The organism is Streptomyces sp. NPDC050161 (assembly GCF_044460025.1).
Classification (GTDB): domain Bacteria; phylum Actinomycetota; class Actinomycetes; order Streptomycetales; family Streptomycetaceae; genus Streptomyces.
The window spans coordinates 427,820-450,504 of record NZ_JBITJM010000005.1 but is presented as its reverse complement, the minus strand read 5'-3'; the positions used below and the strand labels follow the sequence as shown (position 1 = coordinate 450,504).

Here is a 22,685-nt window from a genome sequence, read left to right as displayed (position 1 = left end):
TTCAGGCGGTTCTGGCCGCGGGGCGGCCGTTCGCCGACGGCCGGTACGGGACGGCGGGCGCGGGCGCGGCCTGGGCGGCGGTGAACGTCGGGTCGACGGTCAGCAGCCGCACGCCGAGCGGCCGGGTCATCGCGCGCAGGACGGGTCCTGAGAGCCGGATCCAGGGCTGGCCTGCGCCGAGCGTGCCGGTCAGGCGTTCCGGTTCTGTGAAGGCGACGGCGGTACGGGCGCCCAGCGGGGTACGGAACAGACGCACCGCCACCCCCGCTCCTCCCGGCCGGACGGGCACGTACAGGGGTCCGGCCGGGACCGGTTCTTCCGGCTCGGGGTCGTCGGCGTACTCGTACAGGCACATGGGGTCTCCTGGGGATCACGGATGGTGCGCCAGGGGATGCGGGGAGGCAGCCCGTGGCGCGGCACCGAAGGTATCCCCGCCGTACGGCGGTTTCGGCCCTGTCATGACGGGTCCTTGACGGCCCGCGCCCCGGCCCTTGCGGATCGCTGACGGCGGGGCGCGTGCGGCGTGCGCCGGGGCGGTGGCGGCCTGCGGAGGTCAGGATTCCGGCGACACCCAGCCGACGCGGTGAGCGAGCCACGCCCGGCAGGCCCAGGTCAGGGCGCCGAGGGTCAGCAGGACCACGGCGCAGGACACCGCGCCTCGCACGCCGCGGCCGGGGCGTGCGCCCACGGCGGAACGGGCCGCCGCCCACGACAGGAGGGTGAGCGCGGGCAGGCCGAGCAGCATGCAGGGCAGCTCGATGTACAGCAGGCTGAGGTCGCGCTCCCCTTCGAACGCCCCGCGCAGCCCGGGGCGCGCGCCGTCGAGCCACGCCCAGAACCCGGTACCCGCCGCGAGCGCCGCCACCAGGCAGCCGGCCGCTCCTGCCCGTCCCGATTTCGCTTCCATGCCGGTCAGGACACCGTCCGTCCACGGGCAGTTCCCGCGGGCTTCGCGGGCCGGAAAGGGGCGGGTGCGGTGGCTGGGTACGGTGGTGGCGAGCGACGGAAGTCGATCATCGGTCGGGGAACGGGAGAGTGGTGCGTGGTGCTGGGGAATCTGGGGTCCGTGGGGGCGGTGCTGCTCGGGATAGTGGCGCTGGTGGTGTACTTGCTGCCGTCCTTCATCGGGTTCTACCGGGGCAGCGACAACCGGTGGCTGGTGCTGGTCGTCAACGTGCTGTTCGGGGCCACGTTCGTGGGCTGGCTGGTGGCGCTGTACCTGGCCACGCGGAAGGTGCAGGCCCGGCCGCAGGCGGCCTGAGCGCGGGACGGGGCCGCCGCCGCGGAAGCGCGCTACGGCGTCTCCCTGCGGCCCCGCGACTTCGGCTGCGGAGCGAGCAACTGCTCGCGGAGCGCCGTGAGTTGATGTGAGGTCTCCACCGCGCGGGTCTCGTCGAGCGTCGTCAGGGCGAGCAGCAGGGCGTCCGCGACCACCAGGCCGGTCAGTGATTCGGCGGTGATGCCGGTGGGGGTGTGCGGCGCGGTCAGTACCGCCTCGATGCGGCCCCCGAAGGTCTCGCCCAGCTCGTCGGTGACGAAGACGACCTTGGCGCCGACCGCGCGGGCCCGCTCCACCAGCACCGTGAACTCGTCCAGCGGGCGCCCCGGTTGGAAGACCACCACCGCGTCGCCGCGGCCCAGCGGGAGCAGCGCGTCGGCGAGCGCGAAGCCGGTCGCGCCCAGGAAGCGGGCCCGGCGGCCGGTCCTGGCGAGCATCAACGCGAGGTGGCGGGCGGCGAGTTCGGATGCGGCGACGCCGTAGCAGAACACCTCGCCCGCCGGTGCGAGCGCGGCCACCGCGCGCTGGAAGGACGCGGTGTCGGTCAGCCGCCTGGCGTGCCCGATGCGTTCCTCCGCCTCGTCGAAGACGTCGTCCCAGATGCCCCGCAGGTCCTGGCCGACGTGGGCGATGCGCTGCCGCAGCCGGACCTCGGGGGCGACCGACGTGGTGAAGTCGGCGGCCAGGTCGCGCTTGAGCGCGGGCAGGCCCGCGTAGCCGATGCGCTGGAGGGCGCGGACGACGGTGGCGTTGCTGGTGCCGCTGGCGCCGCCCAGCTCCTGGGCGCTGGCGAAGAGCAGCTGCTCGGCCTCGGCGCCTGCCAGGTACTGGGCGACGGCACGCTCGGACGTGGTCAGCCCGTCCCAGGCGTCGCGGACGGCGGCCCGCAGCCGGGTGAGGCCGGTGGTGCCGTCCGCGGGGTGCGGGCCGTCGTCCGCCGTCCGCCCCGGGTGGCCGGCCTGCGACGTTTCTGGAATCTCCATTACCACCATTGACTTTCGTGTGACCGCCGTTACTCTCCTGGACAACGCATTCCAAGAGAGCCACTTGCTGAAATCGACGTTACAGCAGCGGGCCCTGCGCAGGGAGACACATGGCACAGCGCACTCTTCCGGTCATCGAGATCTCCGGCCCGCCCGCCGAGCGGGGCCGCCAGTACGGCGAGGCGGTGCGCGACCGCATCCACGCCGCGACCGCCTACTACGAAGCGGCCTTCGGCGCCTCCAGCGGCCTGACCTGGGAACAGGTCACCGCCCGCGCCGCCCGCTGGCTGGCGCCCGTCCGCGACTACGCGCCGCACCTGGTCGATGAGATGCAGGGCATCGCCGACGGCGCAGGCGTCGACCTGCTCGACATCCTCGCCCTCAACGCCCGCGGCGAGGTCATCTACGACAAGTCGTTCGCCGCGATGGCCGCGGACGGCGGCGGGCACCCGGGCGCCCCGGACGACGAGGAGCCCGCCGAAGGCTGCACCTCCTTCGCCGCGTTCGGCGAGGCCAGCGGCGACGGGCACGTCTGGGCCGGGCAGAACTGGGACTGGCGGGCCGGTGTCGCCGACACCGTCGTCCTGCTCCGGATCGTGCAGCCGCCGAAACCGACCCTGATCATGCAGGTCGAGGCCGGGCAGATAGGCCGCCAGGGCGCCAACTCGGCCGGTATCGCCCTGAACGCCAACGGCCTCGGTGGCCGCTTCGACGACACCGTCGGACTGCCGCAGACCGTCGTACGGCGCAGCGTCCTGGACCGGCACAGCATCACCGACGCCCTCGACGTGCTGTGCCGCACCCGCGCGCACATCGCCAGCAACGCCCTGCTGACCTGCCGCGAAGGCTTCGCCATCGACCTGGAGACCACCCCTGCCGGGCACGGCTGGATGTACCCGGCCGGCGGACTGCTGGTGCACGGCAACCACTACCAGGCGGGCGTCCCCGCCGCGCTCGCCGCCGGATACCGCCCGATGGCGTCCGACTCGCTGGTCAGGGTTCCGCGCGCCGAGGCCGGACTGCGCGCGCTGCGCACCTCCACCGGGCCCGACGACTCCCGCAGGATCATCCGGGAGGCGATGTCGGACCACCTCGGCCACCCCGAGTCGCTGTGCACCCACCCCGACCCCCGCGCCCCCCTGCTCAAGCACTGGACGACGCTGGTCTCCTCCTGCGTCGACCTCACCACGGGCGACTACCACGCGACGGCCGGCACCCCCTGCGATCACACCTACCAGCACCTGCCGTGGAACCTCTACGACGGCCCCGGCGCACCCGCCGACGGGCACTGTTCCGACGGGGCACGGCGATGACGCGGGCACCGGCCCGGCGCCGGGCCGCGCTGGCCGCCGCCGTCACCGTCCTGGCACTCGGCGCCGCGGCGTGCAGCGGCGCCACGAACACCACAGGCGGCGGCAAGGCCCTGCGCGCCGCCGACCTCGAACTCACCCCCACGACCGCCGGGGCCACCGGCCACCTCGGCACCGTCAACTGGCTCCTGGAGGACGAACCGGACTCCCTCGACCTCGACACCCAGGGCAGCAGCGCGGGACGGATCGTCCTCACCAACGTCTGCGAACGGCTCTACCAACTGCGGCCCGACATGTCCGCCCGCCCCTTCCTCGCCCGCAAGGTCACCAGGCCCGACCCCACCACCCTCGTCCTGGACCTGCGCGAGGACGTCACCTTCCACGACGGCGCCAAGATGACCGCCGACGACGTGCTGTGGAGCCTGAAGCGGCACGCCGACCCGGACATGGAGCAGGCCGACGAGTTCGAGAACGTCAAGAAGATGACGAAGACCGGACCGCACCGGATCACCGTCACGTTCAAGGAACCCGACGCGCTCTTCACCAAGGCGCTGGCCGGTGACGCCGGGATCGTCTACCAGCGCAGCGAAGTGCAGGCGGCGGGCAAGGAGTTCGGCACCCCGGGGCGCGGCGACGCCTGCTCGGGCCCGTACCGGCTGACCCGCTGGAAGTCCGGCGACTCGATCACCATCGAGCGGGCCGCCCACTACTGGGGCACCGCACCGCTGACCCGGAAGGTCGTCTTCCGCTGGGCCGCCGACAGCGCCTTCGTCAACGCCCTCACCACCGGCGCGGCCGACGGCGGCTACGCCGAATCCCCCAACACCGCCGCCGCCCTCGCCGGCCGGCGGGGCCTGCACGCGTACTACGGCCCCAGCACCGCCTCGCTCGCCCTGATCCCCACCGAACGCGGCGGCCTCAAGAACCCCGCGATCCGCCGCGCCCTCTCCCTCACCCTGGACCGCACCGGCATCGCCACCGCCGGCTACGGCGGCCTCGTCCAGCCCTGGGCCACCCCGGTCGGCTCCGGCGCCTGGGGCTACCAGAAGCCGCAATTCGCCGCGGCACAGCGGAAGATGGCGGCCCTGGCCCCCGACCACCCGGACGCACGCGACCTCGCCGCCGCCAGGAAGCTCGTCAAGGAAGCGGGCACACCCACCGCGCCCATCGTCATCGGGACCGACGCCAGCCAGGGCAGGACCGTCATCGCCAACGCGGTACGCGACGCACTCGCGCGCATCGGGCTCACCGGACAGATCAAGACCGTCCCGACCGCCCAGTTCGAGGAGTTCTACAGCTCACGGGCGGCCCGCTCGGACATCGACCTGCTGGTCGGCGACTGGTACATCTCCAAGAGCGACCCGATGGGCTTCTACGACAACGGCCTGTCCACCAGCTCCAACAACTGGGTCGGCTTCCACGACCCGGCCTACGACACCACCGTCCGCACCGCGCTGCGCACCCTGGACGACGCCGAGCGCGCCCGCCTCGCCGTCCGCGCCCAGCGGCAGTTCGCCGAGGCCGCCGTGTGGATCCCCGTCGCCCAGGTGCCGTCCGTCCTGGTCCTCAAGAACGGCCTCACCGGACCGCCCGCCTCGCAGGCGTACCTCTACTACCCGTGGGCCGCCGACCTGGGCGCCGCCCCGCACCACGCCTCAGGGAAGGACTGAACCGCCGTGCTCCGCAGCCTCGTCCGGCGCATCGCCGGCCTGTTCGCCACCCTGCTGGCAGCCTCCTTCGTCATCTTCGCCGCCGTCTACGCGGCACCCGGCGACCCGGCGGTCTTCCTGGCGGGCGGCCGGGACAAGCTCACCCCGGAAAAGCTCCTCGCCGTCCGCGCGCAGTACCACCTCGACGAACCGCTGGTCGTCCAGTACGGCCGCTGGCTGTGGGACTGCGTCCACACCGACCTCGGGCGCTCCTTCAAATACGGCGACCAGGTGGCCGACCTGGTGGCTGCCCGGCTGCCCACCACACTCGAACTCGTCGGCTACGCCACGGTGTTGTTCGTCCTCTTCGGCGTCGGCGCCGGGGTGCTCGCCGCGGTCCGCCGCGGCTGGGCGGACTCCGCCGTCGTCGGCCTCACCACCCTCGCCGCTTCCGTCCCCTCCTTCGTCGCCGCCATCGCCCTGGTCTCCGTCTTCGGGGTGCGGCTCGGCTGGTTCCCGGTGACCGGCGGCGGCGAAGGGCTCGGCGACACCATCCGCCACCTCACGCTGCCCGCGGTGTCCATGGCGCTGGGCGCGCTGGCGATCATCAGCCGGGTCACCCGGCAGGCCATGCTCGACGCCCAGGCAGCCGACCACGTCGAGGTCGCACGGGCATCCGGCGTCCCCGAACGCGACATCGTGCTGCGGCACGTGCTGCGCAACGCACTCGGCCCGATCGTCACCATGTGCGGCCTGGTCACCGCCGGCATGCTGGCCGGCACCGTCGTCGTCGAGACCGCCTTCGGCATCAGCGGCATCGGCTCGCTGCTGGTCGGCGCCATCAACACGCACGACTTCCCCGTCGCCCAGGCCGTCCTGCTGCTGATGGTCACCGGCTACATCCTCGTCACCACCCTCGTCGACCTCGTACACCCGCTGCTCGACCCCCGGGTCGCGGTCGCAAGGAGCGCCGCATGACCACCTCCCTCACCGCACCTGCAGGCCCGCTCACCGCGCCCCGCATCGCCACCAAGCGCCCCACCGGCCCGCTGATCGCGGCCGGATTCCTCGCCCTGGTGGTGCTCGCCGCGGTGTGCGCACCGCTGCTCGCGCCGTACGCCCCCGACCGCATCGACCTCTCGTCCTCCCTCGCCGGCACCGGCCGCGCCCACCTGCTCGGCACCGACGCCTCCGGCCAGGACCTGCTCAGCCGCGTCCTGTACGGGGCCAGGACCAGCCTGATCGCGCCGCTGCTGCTGCTCACGCTGGCCGCCGTCATCGGCGTCACCCTCGGCACCGTCGCCGCCTGGCGCGGCGGCTGGGTCGACACCCTGCTCTCCCGCGTCACCGACGTCATGTACGCCTTCCCCGGGCTGCTGTTCGTCGTCCTGATCATCGCGGTCTTCGGCGCCGGCATCACCACGTCCGTCCTCGCCCTGGGCCTGGCCTTCGCCCCCACCATCGCCAAGTACACCCGCAGCGTGGCACTCGCCGAACGCGCCAAGCCCTACATCGACGCCTACCGGGTGCAGGGCATGGGCGGCGCCCGGATCTGCGCCCGGCACCTCGTCCCCAACCTCGGCCGGGCCATCGCCGGCTACCTCGTGGTCCTCTTCGGCGAGGCCCTGATGAGCCTGGCCACCCTCAGCTACCTCGGCTTCGGCACCCAACCGCCCAGCTCCGACTGGGGGTTGATGGTCCAGGAAGGCCAGGCCGCCGTCGTCCAGGGCGCCCTGCTGCCCGCCATGGTGCCGGGCTGCGCGGTGGCCGCCGTCGTGGTCGCCTTCAACGTCGCCGGCGTCTGGGCCGCCGACCGACTCTCCGCGAAGGGATAGCCGCATGCCGCACACCGCAGCCACCGTCCGCGGCAGCGCCGCACCCGCCCCGTCCGACGGGCCGCTCCTCGCCATCGACCACCTCACCCTCCACCTGCCGGGCACCGCACGCCCGGTGCTCACCGACGTGTCACTGCACGTCGCACCCGGCGAAGTCGTCGGCCTGGTGGGGGAGTCGGGCTCCGGCAAGTCCACCACCGCCAAGGCCGCACTGCGGCTGCTGCCCGACGGCGCCCGCGCCACCGGAAGCGTCCGCGTCGCCGGCACCGACGTACTGTCCCTGACCGGAGCGGCGCTGCGCACCCACCGCGCCCGCACCGTCGCGATGGTCCACCAGGATCCGCGCTCCGCACTCAACCCGGTCCGCAGGATCGGCGACTTCCTCGCCGAACGGCTCGCCCACACCGGAGCCGAGCGGGCCGCCCTGCGCGCCCGCGCCGTCCAACTCCTGACCGCCGTCGGCCTGTCGGAGCCGGAACGCCGCATCCGCCAGCGCCCCCACGAACTCTCCGGCGGCATGCTGCAACGCGTCGTCATCGCCGGCGCGCTCGCCGCCGAACCCCATCTGCTCCTCGCCGACGAGGCCACCAGCGCCCTGGACGTCACCACCCAGGCCGAGATCCTCACCCTGCTGCGCACCCTGCGCGACACCCACGGCACCGGCCAGCTCTTCATCACCCACGACCTGCAACTCGCCGCCGCCTACTGCGACCGCGTGCACGTCATGTACGCGGGCCACGTCGTCGAGTCCGCCCCCGCCGCCGCCCTCTTCGCCGCCCCCCGGCACCCCTACACCCGCGGCCTGCTCGACTGCTCACCCGACGTCACGGCGGCCCCGCGCCCACTGCGCCCCATCCCGGGCCGCCCGCCGTCCCTCGCCGACACCTTCACCGGCTGCCCCTTCGTCGCCCGCTGCGCCGACGGCGACGACGCCTGCGCGACCTGGACCCCCACCCCGGCCACCGCCCCAGGCGGCTCCACCGTGGCCTGCCGCAAGGCGGACGAGAAGAGGACGCGATGACCGAGCCCCGCCCCCGCCAGGCCGCCGGGCCCGGCACGACGGACGGCGCCGCGCCCGTCCTCGTCGCCGACGGACTGTCCAAGGCGTACCCGATGCCCGGCGGCGGCCGTCACCTCGCCGCCGACTCGATCACCTTCACCGTGCCCCGCGGCGGCTCGGTCGGCATCGTCGGCGAGTCCGGATCGGGCAAGACGACCGTGGCCCGGATGCTGGTGGGCCTGGTCCGCCCGGACGCGGGCACGGTGACCGTCGAAGGCCGCGTCCGCCCGCCCCGCGCCCCCCGCGGCCGGGCCGCCCGGCTGGCCAGGGCCCGGGAGATCCAGATCGTCTTCCAGGACCCCTACGTCTCGCTCGACCCCCGGCTCACCGCGCGGCAGTGCCTGCTCACCGTGCTCCGGCTGCACGGCGCCGCACCGCAGGCCGCCGAAGACCGGGCCGCCGCACTCCTCGACCAGGTGGGCCTGGGCGCCAGGGAAGCCGGCGCCAGGCCGCACGGCCTGTCCGGCGGTCAGCGGCAGCGGCTCGCCATCGCGCGGGCGCTGGCCGTCGACCCGCGGGTGCTGGTCCTGGACGAGGCGGTGGCCGCGCTGGACGTCTCCATCCAGGCGCAGATCCTCGAACTGCTCGCCACCATCCGCCGCGACACCGGCGTCGCCCTGGTCTTCGTCAGCCACGACCTCGCGGTGGTGCGGTACCTCACCGACGAGACGCTGGTGATGCGGCGCGGCCTGGCCGTCGAGCAGGGCCGCACCGAGCAGGTGCTCGCCGCCCCGTCGGCCTCGTATACGAAAGCGCTGCTCGCCGCGGTCCCCCGGGAGGGCTGGGATCCGGCGGCGGTGGCGGCCGGACGCGGCTGACCGCCCCGGCGCCGGAATGCGGCGTCCGCGGAAAGGCGGCGGCAGGGGTGAGGGCCCGGACAAAGGAACGGACGCGCACCGGGAAAGGGAAGCGGCCGACAAAGGGCCCCGGACCGACAAAAGGCACCCGGCCGGTGAAAGGGCCCGCACCCGCGAAAGGACCGCCCCGCAAAAGGCAGGAGCCCCTCTCCCCACCGAAGTGGAGGAGCGGGGCTCCTTGGGTACTGCGTTAGCTCGACCTAAAGGTTTTCAGGTCGGACCGGGCAACTCAGACCGGCGTGACATTCTCCGCCTGCGGGCCCTTCGGACCCTGCGTGACGTCGAAGTTCACCTGCTGGTTCTCCTCCAGGGAGCGGAAACCAGAGGCGTTGATCGCCGAGTAGTGGACGAAGACATCCGGGCCGCCGCCGTCCTGGGCGATGAAGCCGAAGCCCTTTTCAGCGTTGAACCACTTGACGGTTCCGGTAGCCATAAGCCCTCCTTGGGCCAAAGGGTTGCCCTGCTCCAGAACCTGCAAACAAGTCTGAAAACTACAAAAGCCTGCGGGTCACATGCTCCGCAGGCTCTGTACTGCAAGGGAAACCAAACTGCAACTTGCGCTGAGCGTAGCATGGGGCGCTCGTGAGGCGGAAGAGCCAAAGATCACGTTTACGAGCTGGGGAGCAATGGTCATCGGCGTCGCGGCGACAGGCCCACCGGCCATGTGCGCCCCCGCCGTGCTGACGCGCGCCCCACAGGTCTAGCCTCCGCATGTGGACAATTCAACCTTTGGAGACGCACCCGAAGACGCCACTGCCGACCTCCGTCGCAGCCGGCCGCGGGTGGGCCACATCCAGTTCCTGAACTGCCTGCCCCTTTACTGGGGCCTCGCCCGTACGGGCACCCTGCTCGATCTGGAGCTGACCAAGGACACCCCGGAGAAGCTCAGCGAACAGCTGGTCCAAGGGGATCTCGACATCGCGCCGATCACCCTCGTGGAGTTCCTGCGCGCCGCCGACGACCTCGTGGCCTTCCCCGACCTCGCGGTCGGCTGCGACGGCCCGGTGATGTCCTGCGTGATCGTCTCGCAGAAGCCGCTGGACCAGCTGGACGGGGCACGGGTGGCCCTCGGGTCGACCTCACGCACCTCCGTGCGCCTCGCCCAACTGCTGCTCGCCGAGAAGATCGGGGTCCGTCCCGACTACTTCACCTGCCCGCCCGACCTGGGCCTGATGATGCAGGAGGCGGACGCCGCCGTCCTCATCGGCGACGCCGCGCTGCGCGCCAACCTGCACGACGGACCCCGGCTCGGTCTGGAGGTGCACGACCTCGGCCAGATGTGGAAGGACTGGACGGGCCTGCCGTTCGTCTTCGCCGTCTGGGCCGCCCGGCGCGACTACCTGGAGCGCGAGCCGCTGGTCGTGGAGAAGGTCCACGAGGCGTTCCTGGCCTCCCGTGACGTCTCCCTGGAAGAGGTCACCAAGGTCGCCGAGCAGGCGGCGCGCTGGGAGACCTTCGACGAGGAACTCCTGGAGCGGTACTTCACCACCCTGGACTTCCGCTTCGGCCCCGACCAGCTGCGCGGCGTCACCGAGTTCGCCCGCCGCGTCGGCCCCACCACCGGCTTCCCCGCCGACGTGAAGGTCGACCTGCTGGGCCGCTGACCTGACGCCCGCCTCCCACCACCCGGCGGGAGGCGGCCGGGCGGGCCTTAGGGCGTGTCGTTTGGCTCAGGTCGGGCTCGCGGGGTCCGGCACGCGCATCTGCGGCGTTGTCGTCAATCACCAACGCTCCGCGTTGCCTCAATCCTCCGCCTTGCAGCTGCACGCACCGGACCCCGCTCCCTGATCCGACCTGAGCCAAACGACACGCCCTAAACCCCTGGCGTACGCTGGACCGGTCCGTCAATACCCCTCCGAAAGGGACGCCCCGGTGACCGAGAACGCCGACCTCCAGTCCGTACTCGACCGCGCCGCGCAGGGCGGTCGCATCACACCGGAGGAAGCACTCGACCTGTACCGCTCCGCGCCGCTGCACGCCCTCGGCCGGGCGGCCGACGCGGTGCGCCGCCGCCGCTACGCAGGCACCGAGCACATCGCGACGTACATCATCGAGCGGAACATCAACTACACCAACGTCTGCGTGACGGCCTGCAAGTTCTGCGCCTTCTACGCCGCGCCGAAGGACACCAAGAAGGGCTGGTCCCGCGACCTCGACGACATCCTGCGCCGCTGCGCGGAGACCGTCGAACTGGGCGGCACCCAGATCATGTTCCAGGGCGGCCACCACCCGGACTACGGCGTCGAGTACTACGAAGAGCACTTCTCGGCGATCAAGAAGGCGTTCCCGCAGCTGGTCATCCACTCCCTCGGCGCATCCGAGGTCGAGCACATGGCCCGGATCTCCAAGGTGACGCCGGAAGAGGCGATCCGCCGCATCCACGAGGCCGGTCTTGACTCCTTCGCCGGTGCCGGAGCCGAACTCCTCCCGGCCCGCCCGCGCAAGGCCATCGCCCCGCTCAAGGAGTCCGGCGAGCGCTGGCTCGAAATCATGGAGACCGCCCACAACATGGGCGTGGAGTCCACCTCCACCATGCTCATGGGCACCGGCGAGACCAACGCCGAACGCATCGAGCACCTGCGCATGATCCGCGACGTCCAGGACCGTACGGGCGGCTTCCGCGCCTTCATCCCGTACACCTACCAGCCGGAGAACAACCACCTGAAGGGCCAGACGCAGGCCACCCTCTTCGAGTACCTGCGGATGATCGCGCTCGCCCGGATCTTCCTCGACAACGTCGCGCACATCCAGGGCTCCTGGCTGACCACCGGCAAGGAGGTCGGCCAGCTGTCGCTGCACTACGGTGCCGACGACCTCGGCTCGATCATGCTGGAGGAGAACGTCGTCTCCTCGGCGGGCGCCAAGCACCGCTCCAACCGCATGGAGATCATCGAGCTGATCCGCACGGCCGGCCGGGTGCCCGCCCAGCGCGCGACCACCTACGAGCACCTCGTCGTGCACGACGACCCGGCCAACGACCCCGTCGACGACCGCGTCGCCTCGCACATCTCATCGACGGCCATCGAGGGCGGCACCGCCCACCCCGAACTCAAGCTCATCGACGCCAACTGAGCCCACGGTGCTGACACTTCACGTCGCCGAAGCCTCCCCGGAGACCGCGGTCCTCGTCGACGGCGCGGCCATCGCCGCCGTCGGCCCGTACGAGGAGCTGGCCGCCGCCCGCCCCGAAGCCCGGGTGCGGCGGTGGCCCGGCATCCTCACCCCCGGGCTGCTCAACCCGTACGGGCCCGAGCTGCTCGAAGGCACCTACCACCCGGACCCGCGCGAGGCCGACGAGTTCGGCACCGAGCCGATCACCGGTGAACGCGCGCGGGCCCTCTTCCGCGCCGACCCGGCACGGCAGGGCGCCAGCGCCAGGCGCGGGGTGCAGCGGATGCTGGCGCACGGCACCGTCGCCATCGCCGGGGAACTGCGCGGCCGGGCCGCCGTGGACGCGGTGCGCAGGGCCGGGCTCGCGGTCGGGCAGCGCCCGGACAACCTGCCGGGACCTGCGTCCTTCTCGCCGGTCCCGCTCGTCCTGCTGCCGCCGCTGAAGCCGGGCGGACCCGCCAGGTTCGCCGTGTTCGACGTGCCGGACCGGGCCGCGCTCGTCAGGCTCGGCGCCGCCACCTGCGTCGCCACGGTCATCGAAGGACGCCTGGTCCACCGCCGCCGCTGACCCGCCACGGACGTGACCGCCGCCCTGCGGACGAGGCCGGGGGGCGTCCTGCGACAATGGACGGGTGACCCGCGCATCCCTGGACAAGCAGCCGCACGAAGTCGCCGCGATGTTCGACGACGTGGCGGCGCGCTACGACCTCACCAACGACGTGCTCTCGCTGGGCCAGGCCCGGCTGTGGCGCAAGGAGGTGGACCGGGCGGTGGCCGCGCGGCCCGCCGAGCGGGTCCTCGACCTCGCGGCCGGTACCGGCACGTCCTCGCTGCCCTTCGCCGCGACCGGCGCCTACGTCGTGCCGTGCGACTTCTCCGTCGGCATGCTGGCGGAGGGCAAGAAGCGGCACTCCTGGTTGCCGTTCACCGCGGGCGACGGCACCCGCCTGCCGTTCGCGGACGCGGTGTTCGACGCCGTCACCATCTCCTTCGGACTGCGCAACATCCAGGACACCGACGCGGCGCTCGCCGAGCTGTACCGCGTCACCAAGCCCGGCGGCCGGGTGGTGATCTGCGAGTTCAGCGAGCCGACCTGGGCGCCGTTCCGCACCGTCTACACCGAGTACCTGATGCGCGCACTGCCGCCGGTCGCCCGCGCGGTCAGCAGCAACCCCGACGCGTACGTCTACCTCGCCGAGTCCATCCGCAGCTGGCCCAACCAGCCCGAACTGGCCGCCCGGATGCAGGGCGTGGGCTGGACGAAGGTCGCCTGGCGCAACCTGACGGGCGGCGTGGTGGCCCTGCACCGGGGGACCAGACCGGCCGCCTGACGGGCGTCCCGCCGGACCGCGGTTCACCCGGTCATCCGGTGAACCGCGGCCACCCGCCCACCCGTTGGACCGCCGTCACAGCTCCAGCCGGTAGCAGTACGCCTCCCGCGGCGACACCGGCGTACTCACCGTCTCCGCCCGCCGCATCCCCAGCCGCTCGGCCACCGCGACGGACCGCTCGTTGCGCACGTCGATCATCGCGACGACCTGCCGTACGCCGCCCGCCCGTACGGCATCCAGCGTGGCCCGCGCCGCCGCCGTCGCGTAGCCCTTGCCCCAGTGCTCGCGGCCGAGCCGCCAGCCGATCTCTATCTCGCCCGCAGGACCCCAGTCGTCGTACGGCCACGGCTGGGCCCCGGTGAAGCCGAGCACCGCGCCGTCCTCCGGGGCGAGCAGCGTGTAGAAGCAGAAGCCGCGTTCGGCGTGATGCCGGCGCTGGCGGGCGGTCAGCTCGTCGTACACCGACAGTTCGGCCGGTGCGCCGCCGTGGAATTCCATGACCTCGGGGTGCCGGAAGACGCGGTGCCAGTGCAGCGCGTCCTCGTCCGTGGGCACCCGCAGCTCGACGGCCGGCAGCGGCCTGTCCGTGGTCTTCGTCATCGGCTTCACGGGGTTCCTCCGAGGATGCCTCGCCCTTCGGGGCGGGGAGGGATCGGACTCCTGCGGAGCAGGGGGCCAGTGCCCGTATGAGTGCTCAACTGTCATACCTCCCGAGTAGGTTGTTGTTCATGATGACGGGAGCGATCGCGGAGGGGGCAGGGTATGCCCGGTACACCTTCCGCGTGCGCGTCTCGTCGTCGGCCCGTACCGCGCTCGAAGCCGAGTGGGACCGGTGCCGGTGGCTGTGGAACGAGTGCGTGGCCAAGTCCCGGCAGACCCATGCCTGGAACCAGAGGCGCCCCCGGGGGGTGGGCAGGCGCACATGTGGCCCGGCGCAGCTCGACAAGATGCTGACCGCAGCGCGCAAGGCCACGGTGTGGCTGCGGGAGGGCAGCTCGGTTGCTCAGCAGCAGGTCGTACGCGACTTCGGCACGTCGAGGGCGAAGGCGCAGAAGGACGTCAAAGACCGGCTTCCGATGCGGCAGCGGGCCGGGATGCCCACGTACAAGAGGAAGCGCGAAGCACTGCCGAGCCTGAACTACACCCAGCGTGGTTTCCGGCTCAGGGATGGTCGTCTGCACCTGGCCGGTGGCATCGTGCTGCGGGTGGTCTGGTCGCGAGAGCTGCCCGAGTCGCCGTCCAGCGTGCGCGTCTACCAGGACGCCACGGGTGCCTGGTACTGCTCCTTCATCGTCCCCGCCGTGACCGCAGCGCTTCCGGCCACTGGGAGCGTGATCGGCATCGACTGGGGCGTGAAGGAGACCGCGACCACCACATCCGACGACCACGATCTTCCCCACGCGCAACACGGCAGGACAGCCGCGCAGAAGCTCGCGAAGTACCAGCGGATGATGGCCCGGCGTAAGCCAAAGAAAGGACAGGCTGCTTCGAAGGGCTGCCTGAAAGCGAAGCGGCAGACCGCGAAGCTGCACAAGAAGATCGCCCGGCAGCGGCAGGACACCGGCCGCAAGTGGGCCAAGCGTGTGGTCCGCGACCATGACGCCCTGGCGGTGGAGGACTTCCGGCCCAAGTTCCTGGCGAAGACGACCATGGCCCGCAAAGCCGCCGACGCGGCAATCGGCGCGACCAAGCAAGCGTTGATCCACATGGCCCGCAAGCACGGCCGTGAGCTGCACCTCGTACACCCCGCGCACACCACCATGGACTGCGCGCAGTGCGGAGCGAGAACCAAGCACGCACTACCTCTCTCAGAACGTACCTACACCTGCACCGCGTGCGGAGCCGTATCCCCCAGGGACAAGAACTCCGCGCGCGTGATGCTGGTCCGGGCTGGTCTCAACCCGGCTGATGCCGAGGGCGTAAGACCCGACCGCTCGCTGAGCGGGCAGGCAGCCTGAGTCAGGAATCCCTTCCCCGAGCCCGCGAGGGGAGGGGAAGGGAGGATTCAACAAGGCACCCATAGACTGCCTGCTCGGTGCCCTTCGGCACCCAGATATGCAGATACCCCGATTTCGACTTCCGGGAGACCCCCCGTGACCGAGTCCTTGACCGAGTCCGTGACCACACCCCGCTCGGAGAACAGCGCGGATGTGATCGTCGTCGGTGCCGGTCCTGCCGGCTCGACCACCGCCTACCACCTGGCCAAGTCCGGCCTGGACGTGCTCCTCCTGGAGAAGACCGCCTTCCCCCGGGAGAAGGTCTGCGGCGACGGCCTCACCCCGCGCGCCACCAAGCAGCTCATCTCGATGGGCATCGACATCTCCGAGGAAGCGGGCTGGCTGCGCAACAAGGGCCTGCGCATCATCGGCGGCGGCTCCCGCCTTCAGCTCGACTGGCCGGATCTCGCGTCCTTCCCCGACTACGGTCTGGTCCGCAAGCGCGACGACTTCGACGAAACGCTGGCCCGCCAGGCGCAGAAGGCCGGCGTCCGGCTGCACGAGCGCTGCAACGTCGGCGCCCCGATCATCGACGACCTGACGGGCCGCATCACCGGCGTGCACGCCAAGCTCGGCGAGGAGAAGACCCCGGTCACCTTCCACGCCCCCGTGGTCGTCGCCGCCGACGGCAACTCCACCCGGCTGTCGCTGGCGATGGGCCTGCACCGCCGCGAGGACCGTCCCATGGGCGTCGCGGTCCGCACCTACTTCACCTCCCCGCGCCACGACGACGACTACCTGGAGTCCTGGCTGGAGCTGTGGGACCGCCGCGGCGCCCAGGACCGGCTGCTGCCCGGCTACGGCTGGATCTTCGGCATGGGCGACGGCACCAGCAACGTCGGCCTCGGCATCCTCAACTCCAGCTCCGCCTTCAAGGAACTGGACTGGCGCGAGGTCCTCAAGGCGTGGTGCGCCTCCATGCCCGAGGACTGGGGCTACACCCCCGAGAACATGACGACCCCGATCCGCGGCGCCGCCCTCCCGATGGCCTTCAACCGCCAGCCGCACTACACCAAGGGCCTCCTCCTGGTCGGCGACGCCGGCGGCCTGGTGAACCCCTTCAACGGCGAGGGCATCGCGTACGCCATGGAGTCGGGCTCCATCGCCGCCGATGTCATCGTCCAGGCGCACGCCCGCACCACCTACGCACAGCGCGAACTGGCCCTCCAGGGCTACCCGAAGGTCCTCAAGGAGACCTACGGCGGCTACTACTCGCTCGGCCGCGCCTTCGTGAAGCTCATCGGCAACCCGAAGGTCATGAAGATCGCCACCCAGCGCGGCCTGACCCACCCCCTCCTCATGCGCTTCACCCTCAAAATGCTCGCCAACCTCACGGACCCCACCGGCGGCGACGCGATGGACCGCATCATCAACGGCCTGAGCAGGGTGGCGCCGAAGGCGTGAGCGCACGCCCGACGACATGACAGCGGCCCCCGCCGGATGGCGGGGGCCGTGCGCTGTGGGCCTGTCGGCGTCCACGAGCCGTTCCGGGGCCCGGCGGGCTCATCAGGGCTCATCAGCCCGTCAGGCCCCCGTAGGTCCCGTCAGGCCGCGGGAACCGCCCCCGGAACGCCCGAAGGAACCGTCGCCGGTGCCGATCGGCGCGGCTCCGGGGCGGTCAGCTCTCCGGCGCCCGCAGGGACGGGTACGGCGGCGAAGATGGCGTTCTGCCGGTTCTGGAGTTCGCGGACCCGCTCGGGCGGGGTGCCGGGCAGCCGCTGCTCCTCGTACAGCTTGTGGGTCTCCAGCTGGGCGGCCTTGCTCTCGGGGGTGTGGAACTGGACCTCGAAGAGCTGGCCCGAACGGGGCGCGCGCCAGGCGGAGTTGATGGCCTTGTAGCCGGACTCGCGCTTCCAGGTGTTGGCCCAGCGGGTGCTGTCGTTGCCCCAGGAGGAGAGCAGCGCCGCGGCGGTGGCGGCGCCGGCGGTGTAGCGGCCGGACGGCCACTGGAGGGTGTAGCGGACCGAGTCGTTGATCTGCGCGAGTGACTCGTTGACGGTCTGGCCAGGGGTCTCCTGCATCCAGGTGGCGACCTTGCGCTTGAGCGAGTCGGGGGACTTCAGCCGCTGGTCGAAGCCGATCAGTTCGGCGTGGCTGAGCTGGGCGGCGGCCCGCACCTGCGGGCTGATGGAGCGTTCGGCCTGCCGGGCGCGGGTGGCGAAGGCGTCGACCGTGGCGTTGTCGGATGCGTTCAGGCTCAGGCCGTCCTGGTGCCAGCCGCCGTTGGTGCCGGTGTCCTGGCCGGTGGTGTGGGCGGGGGCTGCGGCCTTGGTGGCCGGGACGGCGGCGGCGGTGTGGATCGCGCCCATGCCGAGGGCGGCGGCAAGGGCGGCGCCGGTGACGGCTCGGCTGACGGTGCGATGGGTGTTCATCGGAGTGCGTGTCCCTCTCTGCGAGTGCCGCAGGTGCCGTAGGAGGCAGATGTGCGGCAGGTGGCGAGAGGTGCAACGGTCCGCCCGGCCCGTCGGTAGCGGGTGTGCGGCCATGGGGATGTACATGACCGGATCGCGGTGCCGGGCGGCGTGAACTCGCCGCAGGTGCGGGCCGGTCGGCGCGGTGGACGCGCGAAGGGCCGCCCCTCCCGAGCGGGGGAGGGGCGGCCCTTTTCAGGCGCTATGGGACATGAGTGGCATAACGCACTGCTCGTGTCCGTGAGTTGTCGCCGGAGCGTGCCGGGGTGCCGCGCGCTTCAGGGGCTCGCGGCGCTCAGGGCGGCTCAGAGGACGCGGACGGCACCCGTGGGCTGGTCGTAGCTCAGCGGACGCTCGACGATGCCCGTGCTGGGGTTCTGGGCGCCGATGAAGTTGCCGTTACCGACGTAGACACCCACGTGGTACGCGCTGCCCGCGCTGCCCCAGTAAAGGAGGTCGCCGACCTGGAGGTTGTCCAGGCCGACCTGGGTGCCGGCGGTCGACTGGCTCTGCGAGACGCGCGGCAGGCTGATGCCGATCTGGCGGAACGCGGCCTGGGTGAGGCCGGAGCAGTCGTAAGCGGCGGGGCCGGTGGAGCCCATCACGTACGCCTTGCCGATCTGGGCGCGCAGGAAGGAGACCAGGGCGGAGGTGCTGCCGCTGGATGCCGGTGCCGTCGTCTCGGACGTCCCAGAGGTGGCCGGCGAGGAGGCACCGACGAGGGTGGTGCGCTCGGAGGAGCGCGAAGCGCGGGTCTGCGCCTCCTCCTTGGCCTTCTGCTCCGCCTCGGCCTCGGCCTTCTTCTTGGCCTCGGCCTTCTTCTCCGCCTCTGCCTGGTCCTTCTTCGCGGTCTTGGCGGCCGTCGTCAGGGCGCTGTCCTGCGCGGCCTGACGCTCGTAGGAGAGCGCGACCTGCTGGGCGGTGTCGGCGCTCTCGGCGAGGTCGGCGGCGAGCGCCGTGGTGATGGTCGGCATCTCCTGGGTTTCGGAGACCGGCTTCTCAGCGGCGTTGGCGGGCACGTTGGCGCCGGCCACCGCGAGGGTGAGGATGCCACCGGTCACTCCCGCACGCAGTGCCCGCGAGGACGCGGAACGGCGGGGCTTCCGGTGGCTGGGTATGAGTGCGTTCGGGGACATGGCACCACGGCTATCAGGAGCCGCAGGTTGCTGCCAACAAAGGTGGCCTGCACCACACTTGACGTGTACGCGGTGAACAAAACGGACTTTTGACTGTCCGTCGGCTCGGCGGCGCGATGCCCGAATTTCGTGATCATGTTCCTACGCATGGCATTTGCAGCCGATGCGGGGGTCTGAAGGCGCCTATCACCTCTCCAGGCGCCACGCCAAGGCTTCCCGCGAGTCAAGGATTTATGGCGCGAAGCCGGGTGGGATAGCTCACTCCTGAGTGTCCGTTATGTTCCCGTGACCTCGCGTCGGGGCGCGTTCGTGAACGCGTGCACGTACGGACGATCACGACGGGATCACGAGCGGGTCACGCCTGCGGGTGTGCCGCGTATAGCAGTTGACGGTGTCCAACGCCAATTTGCTTGTACCGTCCATGTCTTGATAGTGGCGTTGCCGTCCTGACCAGCGGTAACCCGCGTGAATATCACCTCTCGTGATCACTCGCGTGCTTCACGTACGAAGATCACTGCTCATCCGACTTCATGATCCTTCGTCAGGTGGTGGAGATCACAAAGGTGTTGGCGTACCCCGTGTCGCAGATCACAGACCGTCGGGCATAAGATGCAGGCGGTTCGGGCTTGTGAACTGCCTCACATGCGCGCGATCTCCATGAGGTGAAGATCGAGTCCGGGCGGACCGCCATCCAGTCATCGTCGACTGAAGGGAGCGAGGACGGTGAACGCCTATGCGCCCATCCTCGTACTGGGTGCCCTCGGGGCAGGCTTTGCGATCTTCTCTGTCGTGATGGCCACGCTCGTCGGGCCCAGGCGCTACAACCGGGCCAAGCTCGAAGCGTACGAATGCGGAATCGAGCCGACCCCGCAGCCGTCCGGCGGCGGTCGATTTCCGATCAAGTACTACCTGACGGCGATGCTGTTCATCGTCTTCGACATCGAGATCGTCTTCCTCTACCCCTGGGCCGTCACCTTCGACGCCCTGGGGCTGTTCGGGCTCGTCGAGATGCTCCTCTTCGCGCTCACCGTCTTCGTCGCCTACGCCTACGTCTGGCGTCGTGGCGGCCTGGAATGGGACTAGGGGCCACCAATGGGACTTGAAGAGAAGCTGCCCAGCGGCTTTTTGCTGACCACTGTCGAGCAGGCCGCGGGCTGGGTGCGCAAGTCGTCGGTCTTCCCCGCGACCTTCGGGCTCGCCTGCTGCGCCATCGAGATGATGACGACCGGCGCCGGGCGCTACGACCTGGCGCGCTTCGGCATGGAGGTCTTCCGCGGGTCGCCGCGGCAGGCCGACCTGATGATCGTGGCCGGCCGGGTGAGCCAGAAGATGGCGCCCGTTCTGCGGCAGGTCTACGACCAGATGCCGAACCCGAAGTGGGTGATTTCCATGGGGGTTTGCGCCTCATCGGGCGGAATGTTCAATAATTACGCGATTGTTCAGGGCGTCGACCACATTGTTCCGGTTGATATCTATTTGCCGGGTTGCCCGCCGCGTCCCGAGATGCTGCTGGATTCCATCCTCAAGCTGCACCAGAAGATCCAGGAGACCAAGCTCGGGGTCAATCAGCAGGAGGCGGCCCGTGAGGCGGAGGAAGCCGCGCTCAAGGCGCTCCCGACGATCGAGCTGAAGGGGCTGCTGCGGTGAGCGAGCAGGACGACCCGAACGCGCCAGGACAGAACGTCCCGGCGCAGCGCGACAACGCAGGCGACCTCATCGCCACCCGCCACGGCATGTTCGGCGCCGCCAACGGAGGCGACACCTCCGGATACGGCGGTCTCGTCCGCACCGTACGGCTGCCCGGCGCGAGCGGCCGGCCGTACGGCGGCTGGTTCGACGAGGTCGCCGACGAACTGGAAGGCGCCCTGGAGGAACAGGGTCTGGTCCCCGAGAACGTCATCGACAAGACCGTCGTCGACCGGGACGAGCTGACCTTCCACATCGAGCGGGAGTACCTCCCGGCCGTCGCCAGGACGCTGCGCGACGACCCGGCGCTGCGCTTCGAGTTGTGCACCGGCGTGAGCGGCGTGCACTTCCCCGGCGACAAGGGCCGCGAGCTGCACGCCGTCTACCACCTGCGCTCGATCACCCACAACCGGCTGATCCGGCTGGAGGTCTGCGCCCCCGACACGGATCCGCACGTGCCCTCGCTCGTGGACGTCTATCCCACCAACGACTGGCACGAGCGCGAGACCTACGACTTCTTCGGTCTCATCTTCGACGGCCATCCGGCGCTGACGCGGATCATGATGCCCGACGACTGGCAGGGCTTCCCGCAGCGCAAGGACTACCCGCTCGGCGGCATCCCCGTCGAGTACAAGGGCGCCCAGATCCCGGCTCCCGACCAGCGGAGGTCGTACAGCTGATGTCCCCTTCCCCCACCCCCGAAGCGCCGTCCGCTTCGCAGGCGTCAGGCCGCGAGACGACCGAGGGCACCGTCTACACCGTCACCGGCGGCGACTGGGACGAGGTCGCGGCGGCAGCTGCGAAGTCGGACGACGAGCGCATCATCGTCAACATGGGCCCCCAGCACCCCTCCACGCACGGCGTGCTGCGGCTCATCCTGGAGATCGACGGCGAGACCGTCACCGAGGCCCGCTGCGGCATCGGCTACCTCCACACCGGCATCGAGAAGAACCTCGAATACCGGACCTGGACCCAGGGCACCACGTTCGTCACGCGGATGGACTACCTCACGCCGTTCTTCAACGAGACGGCGTACTGCCTGGCCGTGGAGAAGCTGCTCGGCATCACCGACCAGGTGCCGGACCGCGCCTCGGTCATCCGCGTGCTGCTGATGGAGCTGAACCGGCTCTCCTCCCACCTCGTGGCCATCGCCACCGGCGGCATGGAGCTGGGCGCCACCACCATCATGATCTACGGCTTCCGCGACCGTGAACTCATCCTCGACATCTACGAGTTGATCACCGGCCTGCGGATGAACCACGCCTACATCCGGCCCGGCGGGCTCGCCCAGGACCTGCCGCCCGGCGCCGTCGACCAGGTGCGCGCCCTGATCAAGAAGATGCGCAAGAACCTCCCCGAGTACGACAAGCTCGCCAGCGGCAACCCCGTCTTCAAGGGCCGCATGGAGGGCATCGGCTACCTCGACCTGGCCGGCTGCATGGCCACCGGCGCCACCGGACCCCTCATCCGCTCCGCGGGCCTGCCGCACGACCTGCGCAAGACGCAGCCCTACTGCGGCTACGAGAACTACGACTTCGAGGTGCCGACCGCCGACACCTGCGACGCCTACGGGCGGTTCCTGATCCGCCTGGAGGAGATGCGCCAGTCGCTGCGGATCGTCGAGCAGTGCCTGGACCGGCTTGAGCCCGGCCCCGTCATGGTCGCGGACAAGAAGATCGCCTGGCCCGCCCAACTGGCCCTGGGGCCGGACGGACTCGGCAACTCCCTCGACCACATCAAGAAGATCATGGGCACCTCGATGGAGGCCCTCATCCACCACTTCAAGCTGGTGACGGAGGGCTTCCGGGTGCCGGCGGGGCAGGCGTACTCCGCCGTGGAATCCCCCAAGGGCGAGCTGGGGGTGCACGCCGTCAGCGACGGCGGCACCCGCCCCTACCGGGTGCACTTCCGCGACCCGTCCTTCACCAACCTTCAGGCCATGGCGGCGATGTGCGAAGGCGGCCAGGTCGCCGACGTCATCGTCGCCGTCGCATCCATCGACCCCGTGATGGGAGGCGTCGACCGGTGAATGAGACCACT

The 22,685-nt window shown here is 70.9% G+C and carries 24 protein-coding genes; 17 read left to right on the top strand and 7 right to left on the bottom strand.

The features are described from left to right. Position 1: 1 nt before the first annotated feature. Together ACIBK8_RS12075 and ACIBK8_RS12070 are read right to left on the bottom strand one after the other, a co-directional pair. Positions 2 to 355, bottom strand: coding sequence for an SAV_915 family protein (locus ACIBK8_RS12075; protein WP_399041590.1), 354 nt, complete (start codon positions 353 to 355; stop codon positions 2 to 4). A 198-nt stretch (positions 356 to 553) separates the two neighbouring features. Then, positions 554 to 907 (bottom strand): hypothetical protein, encoded by a 354-nt coding sequence (locus ACIBK8_RS12070; protein ID WP_399041589.1) that lies wholly within the window; start codon positions 905 to 907, stop codon positions 554 to 556. A 135-nt stretch (positions 908 to 1,042) separates the two neighbouring features. Between ACIBK8_RS12070 and ACIBK8_RS12065 the strand changes: the two genes are divergently transcribed. Beyond that, complete coding sequence (locus ACIBK8_RS12065) at positions 1,043 to 1,261, top strand: superinfection immunity protein (protein ID WP_399041588.1); 219 nt, start codon at positions 1,043 to 1,045, stop codon at positions 1,259 to 1,261. 32 nt (positions 1,262 to 1,293) lie between these two features. Here ACIBK8_RS12065 and ACIBK8_RS12060 read toward each other — a convergent pair whose 3' ends face one another. Next, positions 1,294 to 2,271: a MurR/RpiR family transcriptional regulator gene (locus ACIBK8_RS12060; RefSeq protein ID WP_399041587.1), complete on the bottom strand. Its 978-nt coding sequence runs from the start codon at positions 2,269 to 2,271 to the stop codon at positions 1,294 to 1,296. 101 nt (positions 2,272 to 2,372) lie between these two features. On the opposite strand from ACIBK8_RS12060, the gene ACIBK8_RS12055 reads away from it, so the two are divergent. Genes ACIBK8_RS12055 through ACIBK8_RS12030 form a run of 6 tightly spaced genes read left to right on the top strand, consistent with a single transcriptional unit; the run spans position 2,373 to position 8,934 of the window. Beyond that, positions 2,373 to 3,575 carry a C45 family autoproteolytic acyltransferase/hydolase gene (locus ACIBK8_RS12055; protein ID WP_399041586.1) on the top strand — a complete coding sequence of 401 codons (1,203 nt, stop codon included), beginning with the start codon at positions 2,373 to 2,375 and terminating at the stop codon, positions 3,573 to 3,575. After that, complete coding sequence (locus ACIBK8_RS12050; RefSeq protein WP_399041584.1) at positions 3,572 to 5,242, top strand: ABC transporter substrate-binding protein; 1,671 nt, start codon at positions 3,572 to 3,574, stop codon at positions 5,240 to 5,242. The genes ACIBK8_RS12055 and ACIBK8_RS12050 overlap by 4 nt, the downstream gene beginning before the upstream one ends. A 6-nt stretch (positions 5,243 to 5,248) precedes the next feature. Next, positions 5,249 to 6,199 carry an ABC transporter permease gene (locus ACIBK8_RS12045; RefSeq protein ID WP_399041583.1) on the top strand — a complete coding sequence of 317 codons (951 nt, stop codon included), beginning with the start codon at positions 5,249 to 5,251 and terminating at the stop codon, positions 6,197 to 6,199. Then, positions 6,196 to 7,056 (top strand): ABC transporter permease, encoded by an 861-nt coding sequence (locus ACIBK8_RS12040; protein ID WP_399041582.1) that lies wholly within the window; start codon positions 6,196 to 6,198, stop codon positions 7,054 to 7,056. The genes ACIBK8_RS12045 and ACIBK8_RS12040 overlap by 4 nt, the downstream gene beginning before the upstream one ends. Before the next feature lie 4 nt (positions 7,057 to 7,060). Next, entirely contained in the window at positions 7,061 to 8,077 is a 1,017-nt protein-coding gene (locus ACIBK8_RS12035) for an ABC transporter ATP-binding protein (RefSeq protein ID WP_399041581.1), read from the top strand. Further along, entirely contained in the window at positions 8,074 to 8,934 is an 861-nt protein-coding gene (locus tag ACIBK8_RS12030) for an ABC transporter ATP-binding protein (protein WP_399041580.1), read from the top strand. Before ACIBK8_RS12035 ends, ACIBK8_RS12030 begins: the two co-directional genes overlap by 4 nt. Before the next feature lie 268 nt (positions 8,935 to 9,202). Here the strand turns inward: ACIBK8_RS12030 and ACIBK8_RS12025 are convergent, their stop codons facing one another. Next, positions 9,203 to 9,406 (bottom strand): cold-shock protein, encoded by a 204-nt coding sequence (locus ACIBK8_RS12025; RefSeq protein ID WP_003984261.1) that lies wholly within the window; start codon positions 9,404 to 9,406, stop codon positions 9,203 to 9,205. A 280-nt stretch (positions 9,407 to 9,686) separates the two neighbouring features. On the opposite strand from ACIBK8_RS12025, the gene ACIBK8_RS12020 reads away from it, so the two are divergent. The 4 genes from ACIBK8_RS12020 (at position 9,687) to ACIBK8_RS12005 (ending at position 13,415) form a co-directional block, all read left to right on the top strand. Beyond that, positions 9,687 to 10,577: a menaquinone biosynthetic enzyme MqnA/MqnD family protein gene (locus ACIBK8_RS12020; RefSeq protein ID WP_399041579.1), complete on the top strand. Its 891-nt coding sequence runs from the start codon at positions 9,687 to 9,689 to the stop codon at positions 10,575 to 10,577. A gap of 268 nt (positions 10,578 to 10,845) precedes the next feature. Then, positions 10,846 to 12,045, top strand: a complete 1,200-nt coding sequence (gene mqnC, locus ACIBK8_RS12015) for a cyclic dehypoxanthinyl futalosine synthase (protein WP_399041578.1) — start codon at positions 10,846 to 10,848, stop codon at positions 12,043 to 12,045. Positions 12,046 to 12,052: 7 nt separating this feature from the next. Further along, positions 12,053 to 12,652: a hypothetical protein gene (locus tag ACIBK8_RS12010; protein WP_399041577.1), complete on the top strand. Its 600-nt coding sequence runs from the start codon at positions 12,053 to 12,055 to the stop codon at positions 12,650 to 12,652. Positions 12,653 to 12,716: 64 nt separating this feature from the next. Continuing rightward, complete coding sequence (locus ACIBK8_RS12005; protein WP_399041576.1) at positions 12,717 to 13,415, top strand: demethylmenaquinone methyltransferase; 699 nt, start codon at positions 12,717 to 12,719, stop codon at positions 13,413 to 13,415. A 75-nt stretch (positions 13,416 to 13,490) separates the two neighbouring features. Here ACIBK8_RS12005 and ACIBK8_RS12000 read toward each other — a convergent pair whose 3' ends face one another. Beyond that, positions 13,491 to 14,015: a GNAT family N-acetyltransferase gene (locus ACIBK8_RS12000; protein WP_399041575.1), complete on the bottom strand. Its 525-nt coding sequence runs from the start codon at positions 14,013 to 14,015 to the stop codon at positions 13,491 to 13,493. A gap of 128 nt (positions 14,016 to 14,143) precedes the next feature. On the opposite strand from ACIBK8_RS12000, the gene ACIBK8_RS11995 reads away from it, so the two are divergent. Both ACIBK8_RS11995 and ACIBK8_RS11990 read left to right on the top strand, forming a co-directional pair. Beyond that, a complete protein-coding gene (locus ACIBK8_RS11995; RefSeq protein WP_399041574.1) occupies positions 14,144 to 15,373 on the top strand; it encodes an RNA-guided endonuclease InsQ/TnpB family protein in 1,230 nt (409 codons plus the stop codon). A 159-nt stretch (positions 15,374 to 15,532) separates the two neighbouring features. Next, the gene (locus ACIBK8_RS11990; RefSeq protein WP_399041678.1) at positions 15,533 to 16,816 is read left to right on the top strand and encodes a geranylgeranyl reductase family protein; all 1,284 of its coding nucleotides are present in this window, start codon (positions 15,533 to 15,535) and stop codon (positions 16,814 to 16,816) included. A 140-nt stretch (positions 16,817 to 16,956) separates the two neighbouring features. Here ACIBK8_RS11990 and ACIBK8_RS11985 read toward each other — a convergent pair whose 3' ends face one another. Then, on the bottom strand, positions 16,957 to 17,784 hold the full coding sequence (locus tag ACIBK8_RS11985) for an ATP nucleotide 3'-pyrophosphokinase (RefSeq protein ID WP_399041573.1): 828 nt from the start codon (positions 17,782 to 17,784) through the stop codon (positions 16,957 to 16,959). 344 nt (positions 17,785 to 18,128) lie between these two features. Next, positions 18,129 to 18,959 carry a C40 family peptidase gene (locus ACIBK8_RS11980; RefSeq protein WP_399041572.1) on the bottom strand — a complete coding sequence of 277 codons (831 nt, stop codon included), beginning with the start codon at positions 18,957 to 18,959 and terminating at the stop codon, positions 18,129 to 18,131. A 723-nt stretch (positions 18,960 to 19,682) separates the two neighbouring features. Here ACIBK8_RS11980 and ACIBK8_RS11975 point away from each other — a divergent pair. From ACIBK8_RS11975 to ACIBK8_RS11960, 4 genes are read left to right on the top strand one after another with little or no spacing between them, the layout of a single operon-like run. Continuing rightward, the gene (locus ACIBK8_RS11975) at positions 19,683 to 20,042 is read left to right on the top strand and encodes an NADH-quinone oxidoreductase subunit A (protein ID WP_030262580.1); all 360 of its coding nucleotides are present in this window, start codon (positions 19,683 to 19,685) and stop codon (positions 20,040 to 20,042) included. A 9-nt stretch (positions 20,043 to 20,051) separates the two neighbouring features. After that, positions 20,052 to 20,606 carry a NuoB/complex I 20 kDa subunit family protein gene (locus ACIBK8_RS11970; RefSeq protein WP_393683720.1) on the top strand — a complete coding sequence of 185 codons (555 nt, stop codon included), beginning with the start codon at positions 20,052 to 20,054 and terminating at the stop codon, positions 20,604 to 20,606. Then, the gene (locus ACIBK8_RS11965; protein ID WP_399041570.1) at positions 20,603 to 21,325 is read left to right on the top strand and encodes an NADH-quinone oxidoreductase subunit C; all 723 of its coding nucleotides are present in this window, start codon (positions 20,603 to 20,605) and stop codon (positions 21,323 to 21,325) included. The genes ACIBK8_RS11970 and ACIBK8_RS11965 overlap by 4 nt, the downstream gene beginning before the upstream one ends. Further along, positions 21,325 to 22,674: an NADH-quinone oxidoreductase subunit D gene (locus tag ACIBK8_RS11960; protein ID WP_393683716.1), complete on the top strand. Its 1,350-nt coding sequence runs from the start codon at positions 21,325 to 21,327 to the stop codon at positions 22,672 to 22,674. The genes ACIBK8_RS11965 and ACIBK8_RS11960 overlap by 1 nt, the downstream gene beginning before the upstream one ends. Positions 22,675 to 22,685: the final 11 nt, after the last annotated feature.

Excerpts from the sequence above, each read along its gene's own strand:
- ACIBK8_RS11970 (WP_393683720.1), top strand. The coding sequence starts at position 20,052 with ATGGGACTTGAAGAGAAGCTGCCCAGCGGCTTTTTGCTGACCACTGTC.
- ACIBK8_RS12075 (WP_399041590.1), bottom strand. The coding sequence starts at position 355 with ATGTGCCTGTACGAGTACGCCGACGACCCCGAGCCGGAAGAACCGGTC.
- ACIBK8_RS11985 (WP_399041573.1), bottom strand. The coding sequence starts at position 17,784 with ATGAACACCCATCGCACCGTCAGCCGAGCCGTCACCGGCGCCGCCCTT.
- ACIBK8_RS12040 (WP_399041582.1), top strand. The coding sequence starts at position 6,196 with ATGACCACCTCCCTCACCGCACCTGCAGGCCCGCTCACCGCGCCCCGC.
- ACIBK8_RS12025 (WP_003984261.1), bottom strand. The coding sequence starts at position 9,406 with ATGGCTACCGGAACCGTCAAGTGGTTCAACGCTGAAAAGGGCTTCGGC.
- ACIBK8_RS12070 (WP_399041589.1), bottom strand. The coding sequence starts at position 907 with ATGGAAGCGAAATCGGGACGGGCAGGAGCGGCCGGCTGCCTGGTGGCG.
- ACIBK8_RS12060 (WP_399041587.1), bottom strand. The coding sequence starts at position 2,271 with ATGGTGGTAATGGAGATTCCAGAAACGTCGCAGGCCGGCCACCCGGGG.
- ACIBK8_RS12055 (WP_399041586.1), top strand. The coding sequence starts at position 2,373 with ATGGCACAGCGCACTCTTCCGGTCATCGAGATCTCCGGCCCGCCCGCC.
- ACIBK8_RS12030 (WP_399041580.1), top strand. The coding sequence starts at position 8,074 with ATGACCGAGCCCCGCCCCCGCCAGGCCGCCGGGCCCGGCACGACGGAC.
- ACIBK8_RS11980 (WP_399041572.1), bottom strand. The coding sequence starts at position 18,959 with ATGTCCCCGAACGCACTCATACCCAGCCACCGGAAGCCCCGCCGTTCC.
- ACIBK8_RS12000 (WP_399041575.1), bottom strand. The coding sequence starts at position 14,015 with ATGACGAAGACCACGGACAGGCCGCTGCCGGCCGTCGAGCTGCGGGTG.
- ACIBK8_RS12050 (WP_399041584.1), top strand. The coding sequence starts at position 3,572 with ATGACGCGGGCACCGGCCCGGCGCCGGGCCGCGCTGGCCGCCGCCGTC.
- ACIBK8_RS11960 (WP_393683716.1), top strand. The coding sequence starts at position 21,325 with ATGTCCCCTTCCCCCACCCCCGAAGCGCCGTCCGCTTCGCAGGCGTCA.
- ACIBK8_RS11995 (WP_399041574.1), top strand. The coding sequence starts at position 14,144 with ATGATGACGGGAGCGATCGCGGAGGGGGCAGGGTATGCCCGGTACACC.
- ACIBK8_RS12035 (WP_399041581.1), top strand. The coding sequence starts at position 7,061 with ATGCCGCACACCGCAGCCACCGTCCGCGGCAGCGCCGCACCCGCCCCG.